Consider the following 15,842-nt stretch of genomic DNA (forward strand, 5'->3'; position numbering starts at 1 on the left):
TTTGGCACATAAGTTGATTCGCAATTGATATCGATACACATAAGCACGTTTCTGAACGCTTTCATTTTAAGCGTACAGTTCTAAGTAATATCGATCACAGAATGGCAAGACAAGCTCCGACCAAACATCAACCATATTGCATTTAAGTGCATAATGATGACTTGCTCTTTTTACTAACGATAAACCGAAAGAAGGAATTTTTTGTGACCACAATAGCGCCTGCAACAACGATGAATAGAAAAAACAAGCTCCAAACGTTGATGACTCAGATGAGCGATGGATTATTGGAAAGGGAGCACCAAGTTCGACTTATGATGCTAGCTGCACTTTCTGGTGAGCATGTCTTACTCGTTGGACCTCCTGGAACGGCTAAAAGTGAACTGGCAAAGAGATTGAAAAGTGTCTTTGTTGAGGCTAATTACTTTGAACGATTAGTTACGCGTTTCTCTGTTCCAGAAGAACTGTTTGGACCGCTTTCGATCAAAGCACTGGAAGAGGATCGTTATAACAGGCTTATTAGTGGATACTTGCCTGAAGCATCGGTGGCTTTCATCGATGAAATTTTTAAAGCAAATAGCGCCATTCTAAACAGCCTACTAACCCTATTGAATGAACGCCAGTTCGACAATGGCAATAGAAGAGTCAACGTTCCATTGATCTCTGTTGTGGCGGCAAGTAATGAGTTACCGGAAGGGGAAGAGCTCAGCGCTTTATACGATAGATTTATTTTGCGTTCTTATGTTTCACCTGTATCAGATGAGTCATTTGAACAACTTCTAAGTGGCGCTTTGAAAGAGTTTGATCCTAAGTTGAATGTTCGCTTGAAGATTGAAGACCTAGATGAAGTACAGAAGTTAGCTGAAAAAGTGGAGTTAACCGCAACTACGATTGAGGCGTGCAAAGAGTTCAAAAACTACCTGAAATCGCTAGATATTAAGGTCTCTGATCGCCGTTGGCGAAAACTCGTGAAATTAATGAAAGTGTCAGCTTTTACTTCAGGCTTTAATGAAACCAGTATCTACGATACTTGGATTCTTCCTCATTGTTTATGGGAGCAACCGGATCAGTTTGAAGGCCTACAAGAGCTTTACAAACGTTTGGTTACTGTTGATGGAAAGACGCCGTCATCGCGTTTAATGCAGATTATTAAAGCATGGGAAACGAAACTGAAGGAAGATCAACTTACTCATAAACAAGATTCTAAAGGGCGTCCCTTATATCTTGACCGAGAAGGTGACGAAGTCGTAGAAGAGGTTAGTCAGTATCACAAGAAAAATAACTGCGGTGATTTGTTGTACTGGGATGATTATTATAAAGAAGAGACTACTGAGAAACGCAACTACGGGAGAGGTGGAGAAAATAAGCCTGTTTTAGAGGAAGTTAAAAACACACCAATTCCTCTAAATCGTTCATTTTCGAAAGCTCATATTGATGGTCGAGTTAGCGAAATCAGGAATCTAAGAAGTAGTGTTGAAGATCATTATAATAATGTGAATAAAGAACTAGCAGAGGTCTCAGGGTACTTTGATAACCATCTGTGGTTAGAGAAAAACTTACTGTCTGAAGTATCCACTGCACTTCAAACTTCTCTCAAAGAGGGTGACAAAATACTTAAAAGGGTTTCTTCGTTGGAGTCAGGATTTAAAAATTTACCTCTAGAACAATCGCCAACTCTAACCCTAACCTCAGATAATAGTGATGCAATTGAAGGAGAACTCTGTGATTAGAGAGTCATATCAGGTTCAATCTCCGTTGTTCAACTTGGATAGCCAGTTCACTTGTCTCGATAATGTGCCGGAGAAGTTTCTTCCGGCAGTTATTACAAGTACTAATGGTGAGCTAGTAGCGCGGTGCGAGTCCTTAGTGAATTCCAGAAATGAACTTCTACAAGGAGAAAGTCCAGCAAGTCTATTTCCCTTGACACCACAGCCACTTACCAATGCGATTTGCAAAGAGGTAGAAGAGTCTGGATTAAGCCAATATTGCGCACAGAATGAAGAGGTCACTGATGCCTTGCTATCTGACATTCTCCCGGCAATAGACCAGCTTCAATCTAAGGCATCGCCTATGATAAGTGACTTGATTAAGCAGCTAGAAGATGAAGCGTTAAATCAAATCAAGCAAGCTTTAGAGAAGAAAAAGAGCAAGCGTAAGTCGACGAAACCTCAGTCTTTGACTAATGCTCAGCAGGCAAGCATTGCCGAAGTTGCCTCTGAAGAAGTTTGGCAGCAATTACTCTCTGAACAGAATGGTGTTGGTATCTTGCCTGATGTATGGCAAGAAAGGCTAGCGGTATGGGCTCAATTGGAAGAAGTGTTTACTGAACTTGGGCTGATCACAGGTTTAGGCTTTGACTTATCAAAAGGCGTTTTCCAGAGTCATGGTTGGCTCGATATTGTTCGGTTAAACAAGCTTGTAAAAAAACTTCCTAAGTTAGAAAGCTTGATTCGAGATTTAGGGCGTGATGACCAAGCAGATGGCTCAGTTCTTGAGGAAATAGTGATCAAAATGAGTGTTGCGACTAGACACGAGAAGTATGTAGCAACACCTCTTGTTCCAATGGAGACTAAAGGCATTACTCGGTCAGATTCGATCTCTAGAATGTTACCCCAAGAAGCGTCACTGTTAACCAATCCTGTGCTTAAAAAACTGTGGCACGCTAAGCGAGCCGAGCATTCTTTACTTTCTTACTCAGTGGAAGGGACCGAGGTGCTGGAAACAGTAGAGCAACTAGAGCAAGAATCCGTTAGTGAAAAGCAGGGCAATAAAAGCAATAAGAACCGAGGTCCGATGGTGATTTGTTTGGACACTTCAGGCTCAATGAAGGGATTACCAGAAAACATTGCCAAAGCGACCGTTTTGGAATGCTTGAAAGCGGCCTACAAAGAGCAACGGCGTTGCTACGTTTATCTCTTTGGAAGTAAGAAGGAGGTTAGTGAGCTTGATTTGACGTTAGATGCTTCGGGGTTTAATGACCTACTTAACTTCCTCACGATGTCTTTTGGAGGTGGTACAGATGCTGAAGGGCCACTCAACAAAGCGCTGGAAAAGTGTGATTCAGAAGAATGGCATAAAGCCGATGTTTTGTTAGTGAGTGATGGTGAGTTCCCAGTGACTTCGGGGTTAAGTCGGAAAATTAGCAACCGAAGAGAGAAGCAGGGGCTACAGGTACACGGTATACAAATCGGTAATTCTAACTACACATCAATGAGCAAAATTTGTGACCCTATTCATTACTTTTCGGAGTGGGTTGATTTAAAGCGTTAGCCGCTCGTTGGTGATGCCAGTCTGCTTTCAGCGCGATTAGCAACCAAAAGTCATTAGCTTATTGAAGTAACTCAACTTTATTGAACCTAGTTGTCATTGATTTAGTCCTAGATATGGTAAATTCCACTTTATGCATATAGTCATGATAACTAGGAAAAAGGATGTCACAAGCGAAAGCCAATTTTGAGTACGCGATCTCAGACGCTGAGCAATTATTAGAGTGTTACGATCAGTTAAACGGATGTCACTCCAACTCTCAGCCTCCAGAGGTGCTTAAGAGAGCTACTTTGATAATGGCCCTTACCGCATGGGAAACCTATGTAGAAGACATAGCAAAAGAGCTTGTTGATGCCAAGTATAGGGTAGTAAAAGGCTCTCAACTTGGGAGCATTGTGGAGAATCGACTGAAAGAGCATCTAAAGTATTTTCACAACCCTGGTTCAAAAAAGACCAAAGCACTTTTTGCTGAGTTCTTTGGAATTGATGTCACCGAAGCTTGGATTTGGAACAATTTTCAAACCGCTGATGAAGCTAGAGAACAGCTCAACAAATGGTTAAAAAAACGAGGAGAGGCAGTTCACCGCGCTCAAACGGATATAACTGAAGCTCACATCGTTAAGCGTGAAGAACTGGACAAATGTATTAGGTTTTTTCGAGAGTTAGTTACTGTTACCGATAAACGGTTGGCGGAACTGTAAACTTGTCTACGGTTTTCAGATTACGAAAATGGGTCGTCAAAGCTTGAGCTACCACACCCAAAATTATAATCGAACAAATTTGAGACATCGAAGCAACTGCTAGTGGAGTCATCGAATATTGATGAGCTGAGTAAGGAATCTGATGAATCCATGCCATAAGGGTTACCTTCAGCGTCCAAGCCACCAATACCGCCAATCATCGGCAGGCCTGATGGGGGGTTATTGTTAAATCATCATCAATTGATGAAGATGACCCTAGGGATGAAATGTCTAAGCCGTCAGAGCTGAAAACGTTGTATTCGTTTGAGAGCAAGTCTGGTTCTTGACTTGATTGTTCATTTAGTACGTTTTCGGTTTCAAAGTTATTCGATGTCTGAGCGCGTGATAGCATCACATAACTTGCTACACCTAATACAATGCCCAATGGTATGGCGAGAGAACCAACAATAAATCCGATAAAAGGAAAGAACAGTCCGATCAAATATTTTATGCCTTCACCCCACGAGTAATGATTTGTTTAAGCTTAGCAGCGTAGTAACGACCGCGACTTTGATGATGCGTAGCAGTAATGAAGATCGAATAGTTCTTTAGTTTATATTTGTGACATCCATGCTGTAAAAATGCGTGACAAGGTGATATCACAGTATGTAAGTTGCTGATCTAATGAGTCACATCAATATCGAGTACTACAGGCAGTAAAAGTTAAGTATGAAGATTACCAAATTATCTCTAACCAACTTTCGTTCTTTCAAGCAAACCCAAACGATTGATTTTGCACCTGTCACCTTATTATTTGGTCCGAATAGTGTGGGCAAAAGCACCGTGCTAATGGCGTTGTTCTATTTGCAACAAGTGCTAGAAAAAGGGCAGTGTAACCCGCAACGCCTAGAGGCCATGTCCAACAAGTATGTCGGTGGTTTTAAGAACCTAGTTCATGGTAAGGATCTATCAAATAATATTACCCTTAAAGTGGAATACCAGAAGCCCGAGGTAACGTCGGGGCACAGTTATGATGATAGCCTGTTTTTTATCGACGATATCCAAGAGCGAGAAAACAAGCTTCAAGGCAACCTTAAGCGCAAACTATTGTCCATTAGCAGCCCAATTGAGTGGGCAAATACCATTGCTATTGAGCTGGAGATCAAATGGTCGCATGCCGCCAACACGGCATTCGTATGTCGTCAGGCAGTTTGGCTCGATGATGAGTTTATTGCTGAAACTGTCAACCCGGAGTATTCGCCTAATGCCCAAGTTCATTTGGTGAACTATTTACATAAGTTGTTGATAACGGACCAGCAAGATGAATGGTTTGAATCATACTGTGCTGACGGTGAGCTGCATCCTTTGTTCGACTCGTCACTTTGCGAAATGACCAAGGGTGATTATGCTGAGACTGAACATGACCAAATATTTAATGATGCAGGAGCATGCGGTGAGTTTCACGACTTAGTTTTGAACTCAGCAACCTCTGAATCGGAGTTGACCGAAATTAGCTATCTTGGTCAAAAGCAGCAGCATGCATTGTTTCAATTTAGCTCGCTTGGAGGAGTGTTGCCTAAGTTGGGGCAAAGGTTAACGACGAGCATTGAAGCCGATGATGCCCTTAATACCAAACGCATAGAAGAAGTGTTCAGCGATATATTTGTTGCCAGCTTAGATAATCTCCGAGAGCTACTCCAAGACAGCTTAACAATAGGGCCATTGCGCCACATTCCAGATTCAACCTTTGAAGCTGATGCGAGTATTAAGCAGCAAGATTGGTACAACGGCAAAGCCAGCTGGGATATGGTTTTCAACGCCGACCAAAACCTGCTTTCGAAGATCAACTATTGGTTGGCAGGAAAAGAGCAGTTGGATCTAGGCTACGCACTAGTTAGAAAAACTGAACAAGGAAAAATAGAATACATTCATGATCCTGATGGCTTTAGTGAAGCCACTAGAGAGCTAATAGAGTCGGGAGGGAAGGACTCGTTACCTAAGCCATATGTTTCGAAATTGGAATACAACAAAGACAATATTACGCTTTGGGACCTTCACAACGATATTGAAGTATCGGCTGCGGATGTCGGGGCTGGGGTATCTCAGGTTTTTCCTCTTGTTGTGGCTGCTTCACTGTCCAATAAAGGGCTGATCTGTATTGAACAACCAGAGCTACATATTCATCCTAAAGCACAGGTAGGGCTTGGTGATTTATTAACCCAAGCTAATGATAAAAATCAGTTTTTGATAGAAACTCATAGTGAGCACTTAATATTAAGGTTACTCAGACGAATAAGAGAAACGACCGAAGGGACTTTAGCTAGAGGGTTAAAACCCGTTAAAAAAGAAGATATTTCGATTATCTATCTTGAAACATCTGAACATGGCGTTGTTTCCCATAGAACGTTGTTGACTGACGATGGTGACTTAGCAACCAATTGGCCTGACGGATTTTTTGATGAAAGGGATGAGGAGCTGTTCTGATGTACAAGGAGATAGCGCTTGATCCTCATTGCCTTTCAGAGTTTCACTATTACGCCTTATTAAAAAGCGCATTTGGATTCGAAAGTGGTCGCTATGTTGTTGCCCCAACCAAGCAATGGGTCAGAGAGGCTTATCAAAGCGTTAAAGCTTCTGGGATTTCTCCCAACAAACAAAAGTCCATAACAAATTTTCTTAATAAGATGCAAAGAGAAAAGGCACAGCCACTGATTATATTGCCCAGAGATCGAGCGAGTTTAACAGAGCAGAGTGGTTATGGTAATTGGTTTGAATGGGTTGAAACACAGCGTTCAATGAGACAATTCAATGCTGTTGTGACTGAAAAATATGGCGTAGCGCATACCAACTATGAACAAATAATTGAAGGTGATAAAGCGTGGGCAATCCCTCCTACACTCTGGATCGATAAAACTGATCGAGAGATCATGTCTGTGGTTAAACCGTTATTAATGGTTGGTAGGGAGCTTACAATCGCCGATCCTTACTTCAAGTTACCTGGAAATAACTTGCTCAAAACGATTTTGAGTGAAGCAAAGGTGAGCAGCATAAAAAAAATCACTATTGCTACTTCGATGGAGTGCGGCAACCTCTCTGGCGTATTTGAGCGAGAATATAAACAACTGCTTGGTGGTCAAATAAAGCTACTTTATGTCCGAGTGCCGAATCAGTTTATTCATGATAGGTACATGCTGACCGACATTGCTGCGATTAAAGCAGGGCAGGGTTTCGCTGTTGCGCCAGAGAAGGGGCTTCAATCAGATCATTTGAGCATTAGCTTATGTGGTTTGGAGGAATATAAAGATACAAGAACTCGTATCGAACAGTATCAACATCAAAAACCAGAAAGTTGCCAACTTTTGGGTTAAAGAAAGATAATAAAGGCTTAACTAATACATGGAAATTCAGTTTAAAAATGTGTCTGGAAAAGACAACGTTGGGGATTTTACATGGATACATCAATCAGGGAGCCAGGCAGTAATAGCCGATATGGTGTCTGGGTGTGACGTCCATAAAGGTATCGATTTATTACGTAGCTGGCTAGCGGTTAATCAAATGAATGAGCTTTTTGATGCTGGCTATGTGATTGAGCAATTGCATGAGCTTTTTAAAGCAAATGATGTGCAGTCAACACTAGGTGTTATAACCCAACGGCAACGTCAATTCGATCTTCATTTAGTAGGGAATCTTCGACTTTTTAAGGTAGAGCAAAACGTAGAACAGATGAAGGAGGTAGGAAACGAGATTCACCCCTTGTCTGTGGTCGGTAGCCCTGCAACGCCAATTGTCCTACGTAAAACGTTAACCATTGACCATACAACGAAGTTCATTTTGACTAGTGATGGGTTAGACAGCTCTATAATGGACTCTCTAGCGCTCACATCTGATGCATTAAACTTCGGGCAGTTATTTCAAAAGCTCTTACCAGCGGTATGTGATGATGACTGGTCTGCATTAATATTCCCAATGGCTAGTTCGCAGTCTTTTACAGATCATAATTGGCCATATAATCCTTTTGTAGGCCCTCAAGAAGAACGACTTCATGAGCGTAGAGGCTTAGCAGAAATCGCGACGGAGTTATTCAAACAGAAAGCGTTTGATGGGTTTAGAATTGTCTCTTGCCCGCCTATCTTAAGTGAAAACTCTTCTCGCTTGTTTGATGGCCTGCTGGTCTATCCGTTCGGTGTGATCCCTCTTGAGTTAAAAGATCATCATGGAGCGATTATTATTGATATGGGAACCAATAAACGAAACAGCTTATTGGTTGATAACGACATGGGACGAAGTTTTCTCTCTAATCCTGCTACAAAATTAAGAGAGGCACTCAAACGCTTTGGCGACTTACCCCAGCTAAAAGCCTTGCCCCCTGAATTGAAGAATACTGGTCTCGTGATCTTTACCTCGCACAATGCAAATGTTGAGTGTTTGTATGATGGTCAATCTACTCCTTCTCCATTTATGAAGGCAGGAGAAGTTCTAGTATCAAAATCAGAACAGTTGAGTGACCTATTGTTTACGTTTTGTCGGTCACGATTTGGCAAAAAGCCAAAAAGAAGGTTAACCGATTCTGAAATTAATCACTTGGTCAAAGACCTAACCACATTACAGTCGGAAACCGTCCAGGACGTAATAACAGTGGGTGATTACGATGTTGAACTAAAACCGGTTGACAACGAATCTACGGATTACTTCACGGTTTACAATGCGAGTTTGTTTAAAGAACAGGTTTGGGCAAAGTGCTTCAATTTAGATCACTTGAGTGCTGTACATCGACAAAGTGAGCTAAAGAGCATAGGACGAGAGGCTCTTGTTTTAAAAAGGCTAAGCCGAGTCGACGGTGTACAGCGTTATCAAGATAAAGAGCTCGTTGACGATAGGTTTTTTGTATTCGTAGAGAAAGCGCCTGAGCAAAATCTTGCCAGCTGGCTAGAGGAAAATCCAAGTCGCGAGCAGCGGATTAGTTTACTCATTTCCTTAGCAGAAACTATTCAACAAATTCAGAGTATCGGTGAGCCTGAAGTCATCCACCGTGCAATCAATCTGTCTAATGTTCGTATAGATGCGAATGGCAAACCTGTCTTGATTAACTTTGAGCTTTGTCAGCAAGAGATGGTAGCAACTCTGCCTTTAAATGCACGCAGAACATTTGAGCAAAAATACCAAGCTCCTGAAGTGAATGAACCCGGGCAATCTCTAACTTTTGCTGCTGATGTTTTTAGTTTTGGCCTTATTACGTTTTACTCGCTGGCTGGTGAACTCCCATTTGAGCAATCAGCAAAAGAATTAGTGACTAAAGGGCGGCGTCCTGCTTTTTGGAAGCAGCTATGTACGCAACTCGACATACCACAAGCTCACGTAGAGTTCTGGCAACGTATTTTACATATCACTCCCAAATACCGACCAAGCATTAGACAAGTTTTAGAGGTCCTAGAGACATGGAAATGACAACAAACGGCTACGTAAAGCAGTACCCTATTGAAAAGACGATATATCAATGTGATGCAACCAAACGCTCTTTCTATCGAGTTAAGCTTCCGCAGCTTGGGTTATATTATGGCCTGAAAGAAATAGAAGCGTCGGATATTAGAGCCGTTAAAGAAATCAAAAATGAAATTATTGCTTTAAATCGTCTGCCATTCGGCATTGCAGCTAAATGCCATCAACACTGGCGAGAAGGAAACAAGCATTACTTGTTGATGGATTGGATCGAAGGCACTCCGCTCAATGAATTTTTTCCATCAGCTCCCAAGAACCGACGCGAGCTAGCTCAAGGCCTGAAAGTGGCTGAGAAGGTCGGCTGGAAGCTCGTTGAACTGCATCGTTACAATGTAACTCATAGAGATTTAAAGCCCGAAAACGTAATTGTGCACAGTGACAAGAATGGCAATGTAAGGGACGTTAGCCTTATTGACTTTGGTCTTTCAAATCAGAAGCGCCAACTAGAAGAAGGAACAGCTCACTACCGTTCTCCAGAACAAGAGTTCGAAAGGCATGTTAGCTTAACTCATTCCTCAGATGTGTTTTCTTTTTCTCAATTGATTCATTATTTGATAACTGGCGCTCCTGTGTTGCTACAACCAAACTTTGAGGGTTCTGATTGGGATGAGGTGGTATTAACATTACCAGATTTCACGCCACTAAAACTTAAAGATACCTTAATTCATGGTTTACAGTTTGACTCAAGAAAGCGGACTAAGCAGGTATTCTCAATCGTTAAAGCCTTACAAGAGGCTTCAAAGAAACTTAATAGCAGAGGATAGGTGTCATGTCGGTGCATAACCAAACGGTTCCTTTTTGGCCCGAGGAGAAAATGGCTAAGTATCAATCTGTCTTGCCATTACTCTACAGATTGGAAAATAACTACCTAGATAAAAACTGGCCTGACAATGGTGGCAGTCAAGATTCGGTGATAAGCCAACTTAAAACAGCGAGACGAGGGTGGATCTCTTCTTTTAAACCGAAAGATAAAGACTCCGTCATCGTTACGTTATTAATTGGGAAATATAAGGTCACTATCAACGTTGCAAAAAGTGAAAGTAACCCTCGACTTTGGCTGAGTCGACTGTATTTCGCAAACAATCAGGATCGTCAACGTATGTTGGAAAAAGGGACGCTTTTGGAGTTTGAGGGTGTTGATTTCCTAACCGGACGAGAATTTGGCTCAGGGCTGGAAAACAGTTCTAGCTGGTTTAAGTTCGGAGAGTATGCCTCAGAGCTTCTTCGTGCTATTAATTCTCCATGGAATGTTGATGGTGACGAAATTGAACCAGCAGAAGAGCCAGAAGACACTCTCTCTTTTGAAGAGCAAGAGATGGTTGATGTGCTTCGCTGTTTCATTGATTCAGAATACGAATTGGAAAGAATCGCTGCGCAACAATGCATGCCCTTTGAAGCGACATCTATAACTGCCAGGAGTGAGAGGACGACCTATCGACTTCATTATGAAGTAACAATTGATGAGCTTGATTATGCGCGTTTACTTGAGACACAACCGACTTTACTCGAAATGCTCAATGAGATGCGTGAACCTACTGACGTGTTGATGGAAATCGCGGATCTGAACCCTATAGAGAATGAACCGATCATCCATGTCAGTATAGAGAAGCAAGCGCTGGACTCACAGATCCCGGCTCAAGCTCTACTTACCATCGCCGCACTACCAACACTAAAGAAGGTAAGAAATGCGGTTGTTGATTCTTTGGAATCTGAAGGGTCAAAAAATCCGTGGTTATTACCATTAGCCGCTGGTGTATATCAACATAAATCGCTGACACCGGTAAGTGTTCCCGTTCCACCTAGTAAATTTCCACCGACACCTTCGCAAGTTAAAGCTATAAATAGTGGAGCAGGCAGTGATGACTACACAATGGTTCTAGGCCCTCCCGGTACGGGAAAAACAACTGTGATCCTTCAATGGGTCAAGTATTTTGCAGCGCAAGGAAAGCGTGTATTGGTGACATCGCAAAATAACAAAGCGGTTGACAATGTTCTTGAGCGTCTGGCAGAGGAAGATGACTTTGAATGTTTAAGAATTGGCAATGAGAACAAGATCAGTTCTTGTCTGGAGGATATTACTTTAGACAACAAAGCTGCCGAACTTCAGGAACGTATGTTTGGAGCTGGGGATGAGACGCTAAGTAATCTCGAACAGCAGTTGGAATATATAAGAGAGCTACTTGTTAAGAGGAATGAAATCCTTGAGCACATGGAGCGAGCTGAAAAGGCGCAAAGCGATCATATTCATTGTGCTAACTTACTGAAGACATTGAAAGAGCGATTAACAGAAACCGAGTCTGACATACTTTCTCAGGACAATGCTATACGTCGATTGAACATCCAGTTGACTGAAATCGAACAAAAAGAATGGCCAATATTCAAATCAGTGTCGCGTTGGTTAAACACCAAGAAGACCAACTTAGTCAAGAAAAAGATCGAAAAAGCAAATCAAACTTCTGGTGCACTGGTTAACGCCAGAATCGAGACAATCTCGTCAATTGCAAATACTGAAAAAACAGTAGCAGAAACTGAAAGCTTATTGCATATATGCAATGATACTGTTGATAGCTATTTTAAGAAGGTAGCTCCACTTATTGATGAAATTGAACTTCCGGGCAACTCCGCCGAAAGGGTAACTAAACTAGATTTGGTTCAAATTGATGAGCTGTTAAGTAAGGTTTCCAGTATTCATAGTAATCTAACCCAATGGTTTAACAAGCTTAAAACGGAGCGGCAGCAAGCACTGTATAAGATCCTCATAGAGAACGTTAACGTGGTTGGTGCTACGTGTATTGGCATCAACACCAAAGCGCTGTTTAGAGAGTTAGATTTTGATGTTGTGATTGTTGATGAATCAGGTCAAATTCAACTACACAATTTAATCGTACCTTTATCTCGTGCAAATAAGGCTATTCTGGTTGGTGATCATAAACAACTACCTCCAGTGGTTAGCGATGAAGTTCTCGAAGAAATTGAAGCGAAAGACTTTGGAGATTATAAAGATCTCTATCGTCTAAGTTGGTTTGAACATCTGTGGAATGCCGCGCCAGATGATCGAAAAATCATGTTGGATACGCAATTCCGTTGCCCTTCAATGATTAGTGACTTTGTTTCGGATGCCTTTTATGAAGGTAAGTACTTTGCGGGCGTTGGTATGGATAAAAAGAAACCATTACTTTCATATTGCCCGCAACCGATGATCTGGATAGATACTACATGGCTAGAGGAAAAAACTGAGAAGGCAACTTCAGAAGACGGTCGAGCTGTAGTTCAAGACAATGTTTGTGAAACAAAGCTAGTTATCGAACTTCTTAAATCTTCTATCCGAGAAATGCCGGATCTAGCTGAAAACCGAGAAATTGGGGTGATCGTTCCTTATGCGAATCATGTTAAGGCAATTCAGAAAGCGATACGCAAAGAGCAAAAGCGTGGAAATCTAACAGAGCTTACCATGCCATTAAACGAACTCGTTGCGTCAGTGGACAGTTTCCAGGGACAAGAACGGGATCTCATCATATTCACGTTCACACGATCAAATCGTCAAGGAAAAGTCGGCTTTTTATCTGATTGGCGCAGATTAAACGTTGCTCAAACAAGAGCAAAAAAACAGCTGATAATGATAGGCGATTCTCAGACTTTAACCAAAGGTGCTGAACGCGAGGGAGCTCATGATGCCGGCTTTAAGCAGGCGATGGTCCTGCTGAAAAAACAATGTCATCAAAAAGGTGCTCTGCTACAAGCAGTGCGTTTCTTGCCAGATGCGAAAACTGTCAAACGTCCTCAAAACGGCAAATCTTCGACTAAACGAACTACCACAATTAATCACAGTACAAATAAAACGTTGGTGAGTGAAAATGGCTAGGAAGAATACGAATAGTAACCCTTATTTCAACGTATTAAAGAGTTATGGTGAGGTGCAGAGCTCTCACATTCAACCAGGTGAAACTCTCTTCTATGTGCGTGATAATCTCTTACCTATTTTAAATGTGAAGATCTTGGTTAAAGAGCGTAGTAGGGAAGAGCTTAGTGATATCGATTTGATGATATTTAAACTCATTGAACAGGGAATCAGTTCAGTCAAATCTATAGTTACTTTAACTGGACTTGCTGAAAAGTTGGTGATGAAACACCTAAGTGAAATGTCAGGAAGATCGTTCATCGCTTTCGAAGGTGAGCGGCTTAAGCTTACAGAGCTTGGTGAAGAAACGCTAGAGCATGGTGTTCCCATCAGAACCGTTCAGCGAGCATTTCGCTATTGCGCTGTATCAGAACAACTCCTTCCCAGAGAAGCGTATAAGCTGCCTTATACGGAGTTAGACAAAATCCGAAGCAATGATTTTACTCGTAAGGTTAAGTCGAATCATATCTTGGAAGAAAGTCAGCTTGTCAGTTTAAAAGGCTTGGATTTGTCTAAAGTCGAATCCAAACGTTCGCTCGGTATTACCGATGAAGCTATAGCGTTTGGTGACGTGGTCGGGTATTCATCCGGCTACCTTCAAACAAAGATATTTTTAATTGGCCGGCATTCGCCGGAAAGAGCCATTGTCGCGTTTGGTAAAACCTGTTTGGAATATAATCTCCACGAAATATTGGAATCCATCACAGCATTAAATGACGGTGACGTTGTTGCAAAATTGAATGAACTTTTCCAAAGAGAAAAACTCTCTTTTGGGGAAGGGCAAGTAGTGTTAGACGAGTTTGGCCTGCCTATTGTTAATATCACTAAAGCCAACCCAGAGTGGCTGTCAAAAAACTTAGAATCAGGTCAGAAAGCAATTCTCATGTGCGGCACAGATAACTTAGGTGCTAAGCCTGTTGGTATAAAGGGTTGGGGAAAATCCTCAAACCTATCGGGCTTAACTATCCGATACAATCTGCATGAAGGTTCCGTGCAAAACGATGCACTTAAATTAAGACGCTATGTTGAAATGTGCGATGCGTATATGGCTACACCCAGAGACAAGAGGGATTATCCAACACTTACTCAGTATATTGAGAATACAATATCTCACGAGGATGTCGCGGAGCTTCATTTGCTGGCTAAACATTACTCAATTACAAGAGTAAGTAAAACGTTACCTCAACAAGAAGTGGTTACAGATTAATGACTGAATACAAGTGGCATGGGTGGGGATTGCTGCCCCTTTTCATTTCCAAAAAGGTGTTTTCTCAGATAATTAGTTCAGCAGGTTGGAGTCATTGGGCAAAAGGTCTTAGTACGAGCGAGATCAAAGATGTACGACGTTTTTATACACGTGCAAGTGCTGATTTGCTTAGACCCTTGAAATCAGGGCGTTTTACATTAACAAACGGCGAAGAGCCGCTGTTTACACTTGCAAACAGTTCTTCATTAGATAGCGGCCATCAGATCAATATCACCAAATTGCAACTTCTGGAGTTGGGGGAGATATATTTACTTTACATACACTATGAATCTCCTTTGACATTTAGTGCCGATAGTATATCTAAGCTAAACAGAAGCGTATTCCAATGGGAGCCAAAAACTGAGAAGCACAAAGTAAGTCAATGGATGAGCTCTGGGCAGGAAGCTAAGGGATTGAAACAGCATATTAGTGAGCTCTTAGATATTTCATTAGACCAAGATGCCCACTATGGAGAAGATGCATTTGGGCATGAATTGGTGAATTGTACTTGGGTTAAGCAAGTCACCAGCTTTGAATCAAAAGAAACGATTTGCGTTAGTGAGTTAAGCGCTGGAATAAACGTTAACGATCCAAGGTATAGACTTTCAGCGAGTGAGAAGCAAAGGCTAATAGAAACTCAATTTGATTACTGGGCTGATTGGCGATGCCAGTTCAATTTGAATCGCTTGGTATTCGTTGATCAAACACCAGAAGAATCATCACTAACATGGAACTTATCTAACAACAATTATTACCTGGACTTGTTCGCTGCGGTAGTTTGTCAGAGAACGGCATTAAAAAGATTTAAGGATGAAATGATACTTTGCAGCCATAAGCGCAGAGGAGTTTTGTATGAACGCATTTCCAAATTCAGACGACAGTACAAAATTGCCCATATATCAACATACCCATTTGCAGAAAAACTATACGGATATTTTTGCAACCAAGCTCGTCTATCGGAGATAGAAGAAAGCACCTTTGTTGAGCTGGAGCATAACCACTCTCTATGGAAACAAGAGAGAGAGGAGTCGTCAAATACGGTATTGTTATTAGTTTCCCTTGTTGCTGCGCTTCTTGTTCCAGCAAGCTCCATCGCGACAATTATGGCGTTAACGGACGAACAAATGAACTCAGTGTTTTGGTCTTTGTCTGGTGTTATTACCTTATTGACTGTATTAGTCATGATTTGGCCACCGCTAAAACGATATTTAAAAACGAATGCACGGGATCAACTATAAGCCGTATTGACGCTGTTTAG

Annotated in this window: 10 protein-coding genes; all 10 read left to right on the forward strand. The window is 41.7% G+C overall.

Annotated elements, in window-relative coordinates:
- Nucleotides 1-203: 203 nt before the first annotated feature.
- The 10 genes from AC6R0R_RS00050 to AC6R0R_RS00095 all read left to right on the forward strand — a co-directional run bounded on the left by AC6R0R_RS00050 (nucleotide 204) and on the right by AC6R0R_RS00095 (nucleotide 15,822).
- On the forward strand, nucleotides 204-1,727 hold the full coding sequence (locus AC6R0R_RS00050; RefSeq protein ID WP_500625225.1) for an AAA family ATPase: 1,524 nt from the start codon (nucleotides 204-206) through the stop codon (nucleotides 1,725-1,727).
- Nucleotides 1,720-3,267 carry a VWA domain-containing protein gene (locus tag AC6R0R_RS00055; RefSeq protein ID WP_500625226.1) on the forward strand — a complete coding sequence of 516 codons (1,548 nt, stop codon included), beginning with the start codon at nucleotides 1,720-1,722 and terminating at the stop codon, nucleotides 3,265-3,267. The genes AC6R0R_RS00050 and AC6R0R_RS00055 overlap by 8 nt, the downstream gene beginning before the upstream one ends.
- Before the next feature lie 161 nt (nucleotides 3,268-3,428).
- Entirely contained in the window at nucleotides 3,429-3,965 is a 537-nt protein-coding gene (locus AC6R0R_RS00060) for a HEPN domain-containing protein (RefSeq protein WP_500625227.1), read from the forward strand.
- 708 nt (nucleotides 3,966-4,673) lie between these two features.
- Entirely contained in the window at nucleotides 4,674-6,428 is a 1,755-nt protein-coding gene (locus tag AC6R0R_RS00065; protein WP_500625228.1) for a DUF3696 domain-containing protein, read from the forward strand.
- Nucleotides 6,428-7,312 (forward strand): hypothetical protein, encoded by an 885-nt coding sequence (locus AC6R0R_RS00070; protein WP_500625229.1) that lies wholly within the window; start codon nucleotides 6,428-6,430, stop codon nucleotides 7,310-7,312. The genes AC6R0R_RS00065 and AC6R0R_RS00070 overlap by 1 nt, the downstream gene beginning before the upstream one ends.
- A 28-nt stretch (nucleotides 7,313-7,340) precedes the next feature.
- Nucleotides 7,341-9,389, forward strand: a complete 2,049-nt coding sequence (locus AC6R0R_RS00075) for a protein kinase family protein (RefSeq protein ID WP_500625230.1) — start codon at nucleotides 7,341-7,343, stop codon at nucleotides 9,387-9,389.
- A complete protein-coding gene (locus AC6R0R_RS00080) occupies nucleotides 9,380-10,204 on the forward strand; it encodes a serine/threonine protein kinase (RefSeq protein ID WP_500625231.1) in 825 nt (274 codons plus the stop codon). The genes AC6R0R_RS00075 and AC6R0R_RS00080 overlap by 10 nt, the downstream gene beginning before the upstream one ends.
- A 5-nt stretch (nucleotides 10,205-10,209) precedes the next feature.
- Nucleotides 10,210-13,302 carry a DEAD/DEAH box helicase gene (locus AC6R0R_RS00085; RefSeq protein WP_500625232.1) on the forward strand — a complete coding sequence of 1,031 codons (3,093 nt, stop codon included), beginning with the start codon at nucleotides 10,210-10,212 and terminating at the stop codon, nucleotides 13,300-13,302.
- Nucleotides 13,295-14,545, forward strand: coding sequence for a hypothetical protein (locus AC6R0R_RS00090; protein WP_500625233.1), 1,251 nt, complete (start codon nucleotides 13,295-13,297; stop codon nucleotides 14,543-14,545). Before AC6R0R_RS00085 ends, AC6R0R_RS00090 begins: the two co-directional genes overlap by 8 nt.
- Entirely contained in the window at nucleotides 14,545-15,822 is a 1,278-nt protein-coding gene (locus AC6R0R_RS00095; protein ID WP_500625234.1) for a hypothetical protein, read from the forward strand. The genes AC6R0R_RS00090 and AC6R0R_RS00095 overlap by 1 nt, the downstream gene beginning before the upstream one ends.
- The last annotated feature ends 20 nt before the right edge of the window (nucleotides 15,823-15,842 follow it).

This window comes from Vibrio sp. R12-SW3-ISO1 (assembly GCF_059834005.1).

Coding starts and splice junctions, on each gene's coding strand:
- AC6R0R_RS00060 (WP_500625227.1), top strand. CDS start 3,429: ATGTCACAAGCGAAAGCCAATTTTGAGTACGCGATCTCAGACGCTGAG.
- AC6R0R_RS00065 (WP_500625228.1), top strand. CDS start 4,674: ATGAAGATTACCAAATTATCTCTAACCAACTTTCGTTCTTTCAAGCAA.
- AC6R0R_RS00070 (WP_500625229.1), top strand. CDS start 6,428: ATGTACAAGGAGATAGCGCTTGATCCTCATTGCCTTTCAGAGTTTCAC.
- AC6R0R_RS00075 (WP_500625230.1), top strand. CDS start 7,341: ATGGAAATTCAGTTTAAAAATGTGTCTGGAAAAGACAACGTTGGGGAT.
- AC6R0R_RS00080 (WP_500625231.1), top strand. CDS start 9,380: ATGGAAATGACAACAAACGGCTACGTAAAGCAGTACCCTATTGAAAAG.
- AC6R0R_RS00085 (WP_500625232.1), top strand. CDS start 10,210: ATGTCGGTGCATAACCAAACGGTTCCTTTTTGGCCCGAGGAGAAAATG.
- AC6R0R_RS00090 (WP_500625233.1), top strand. CDS start 13,295: ATGGCTAGGAAGAATACGAATAGTAACCCTTATTTCAACGTATTAAAG.
- AC6R0R_RS00095 (WP_500625234.1), top strand. CDS start 14,545: ATGACTGAATACAAGTGGCATGGGTGGGGATTGCTGCCCCTTTTCATT.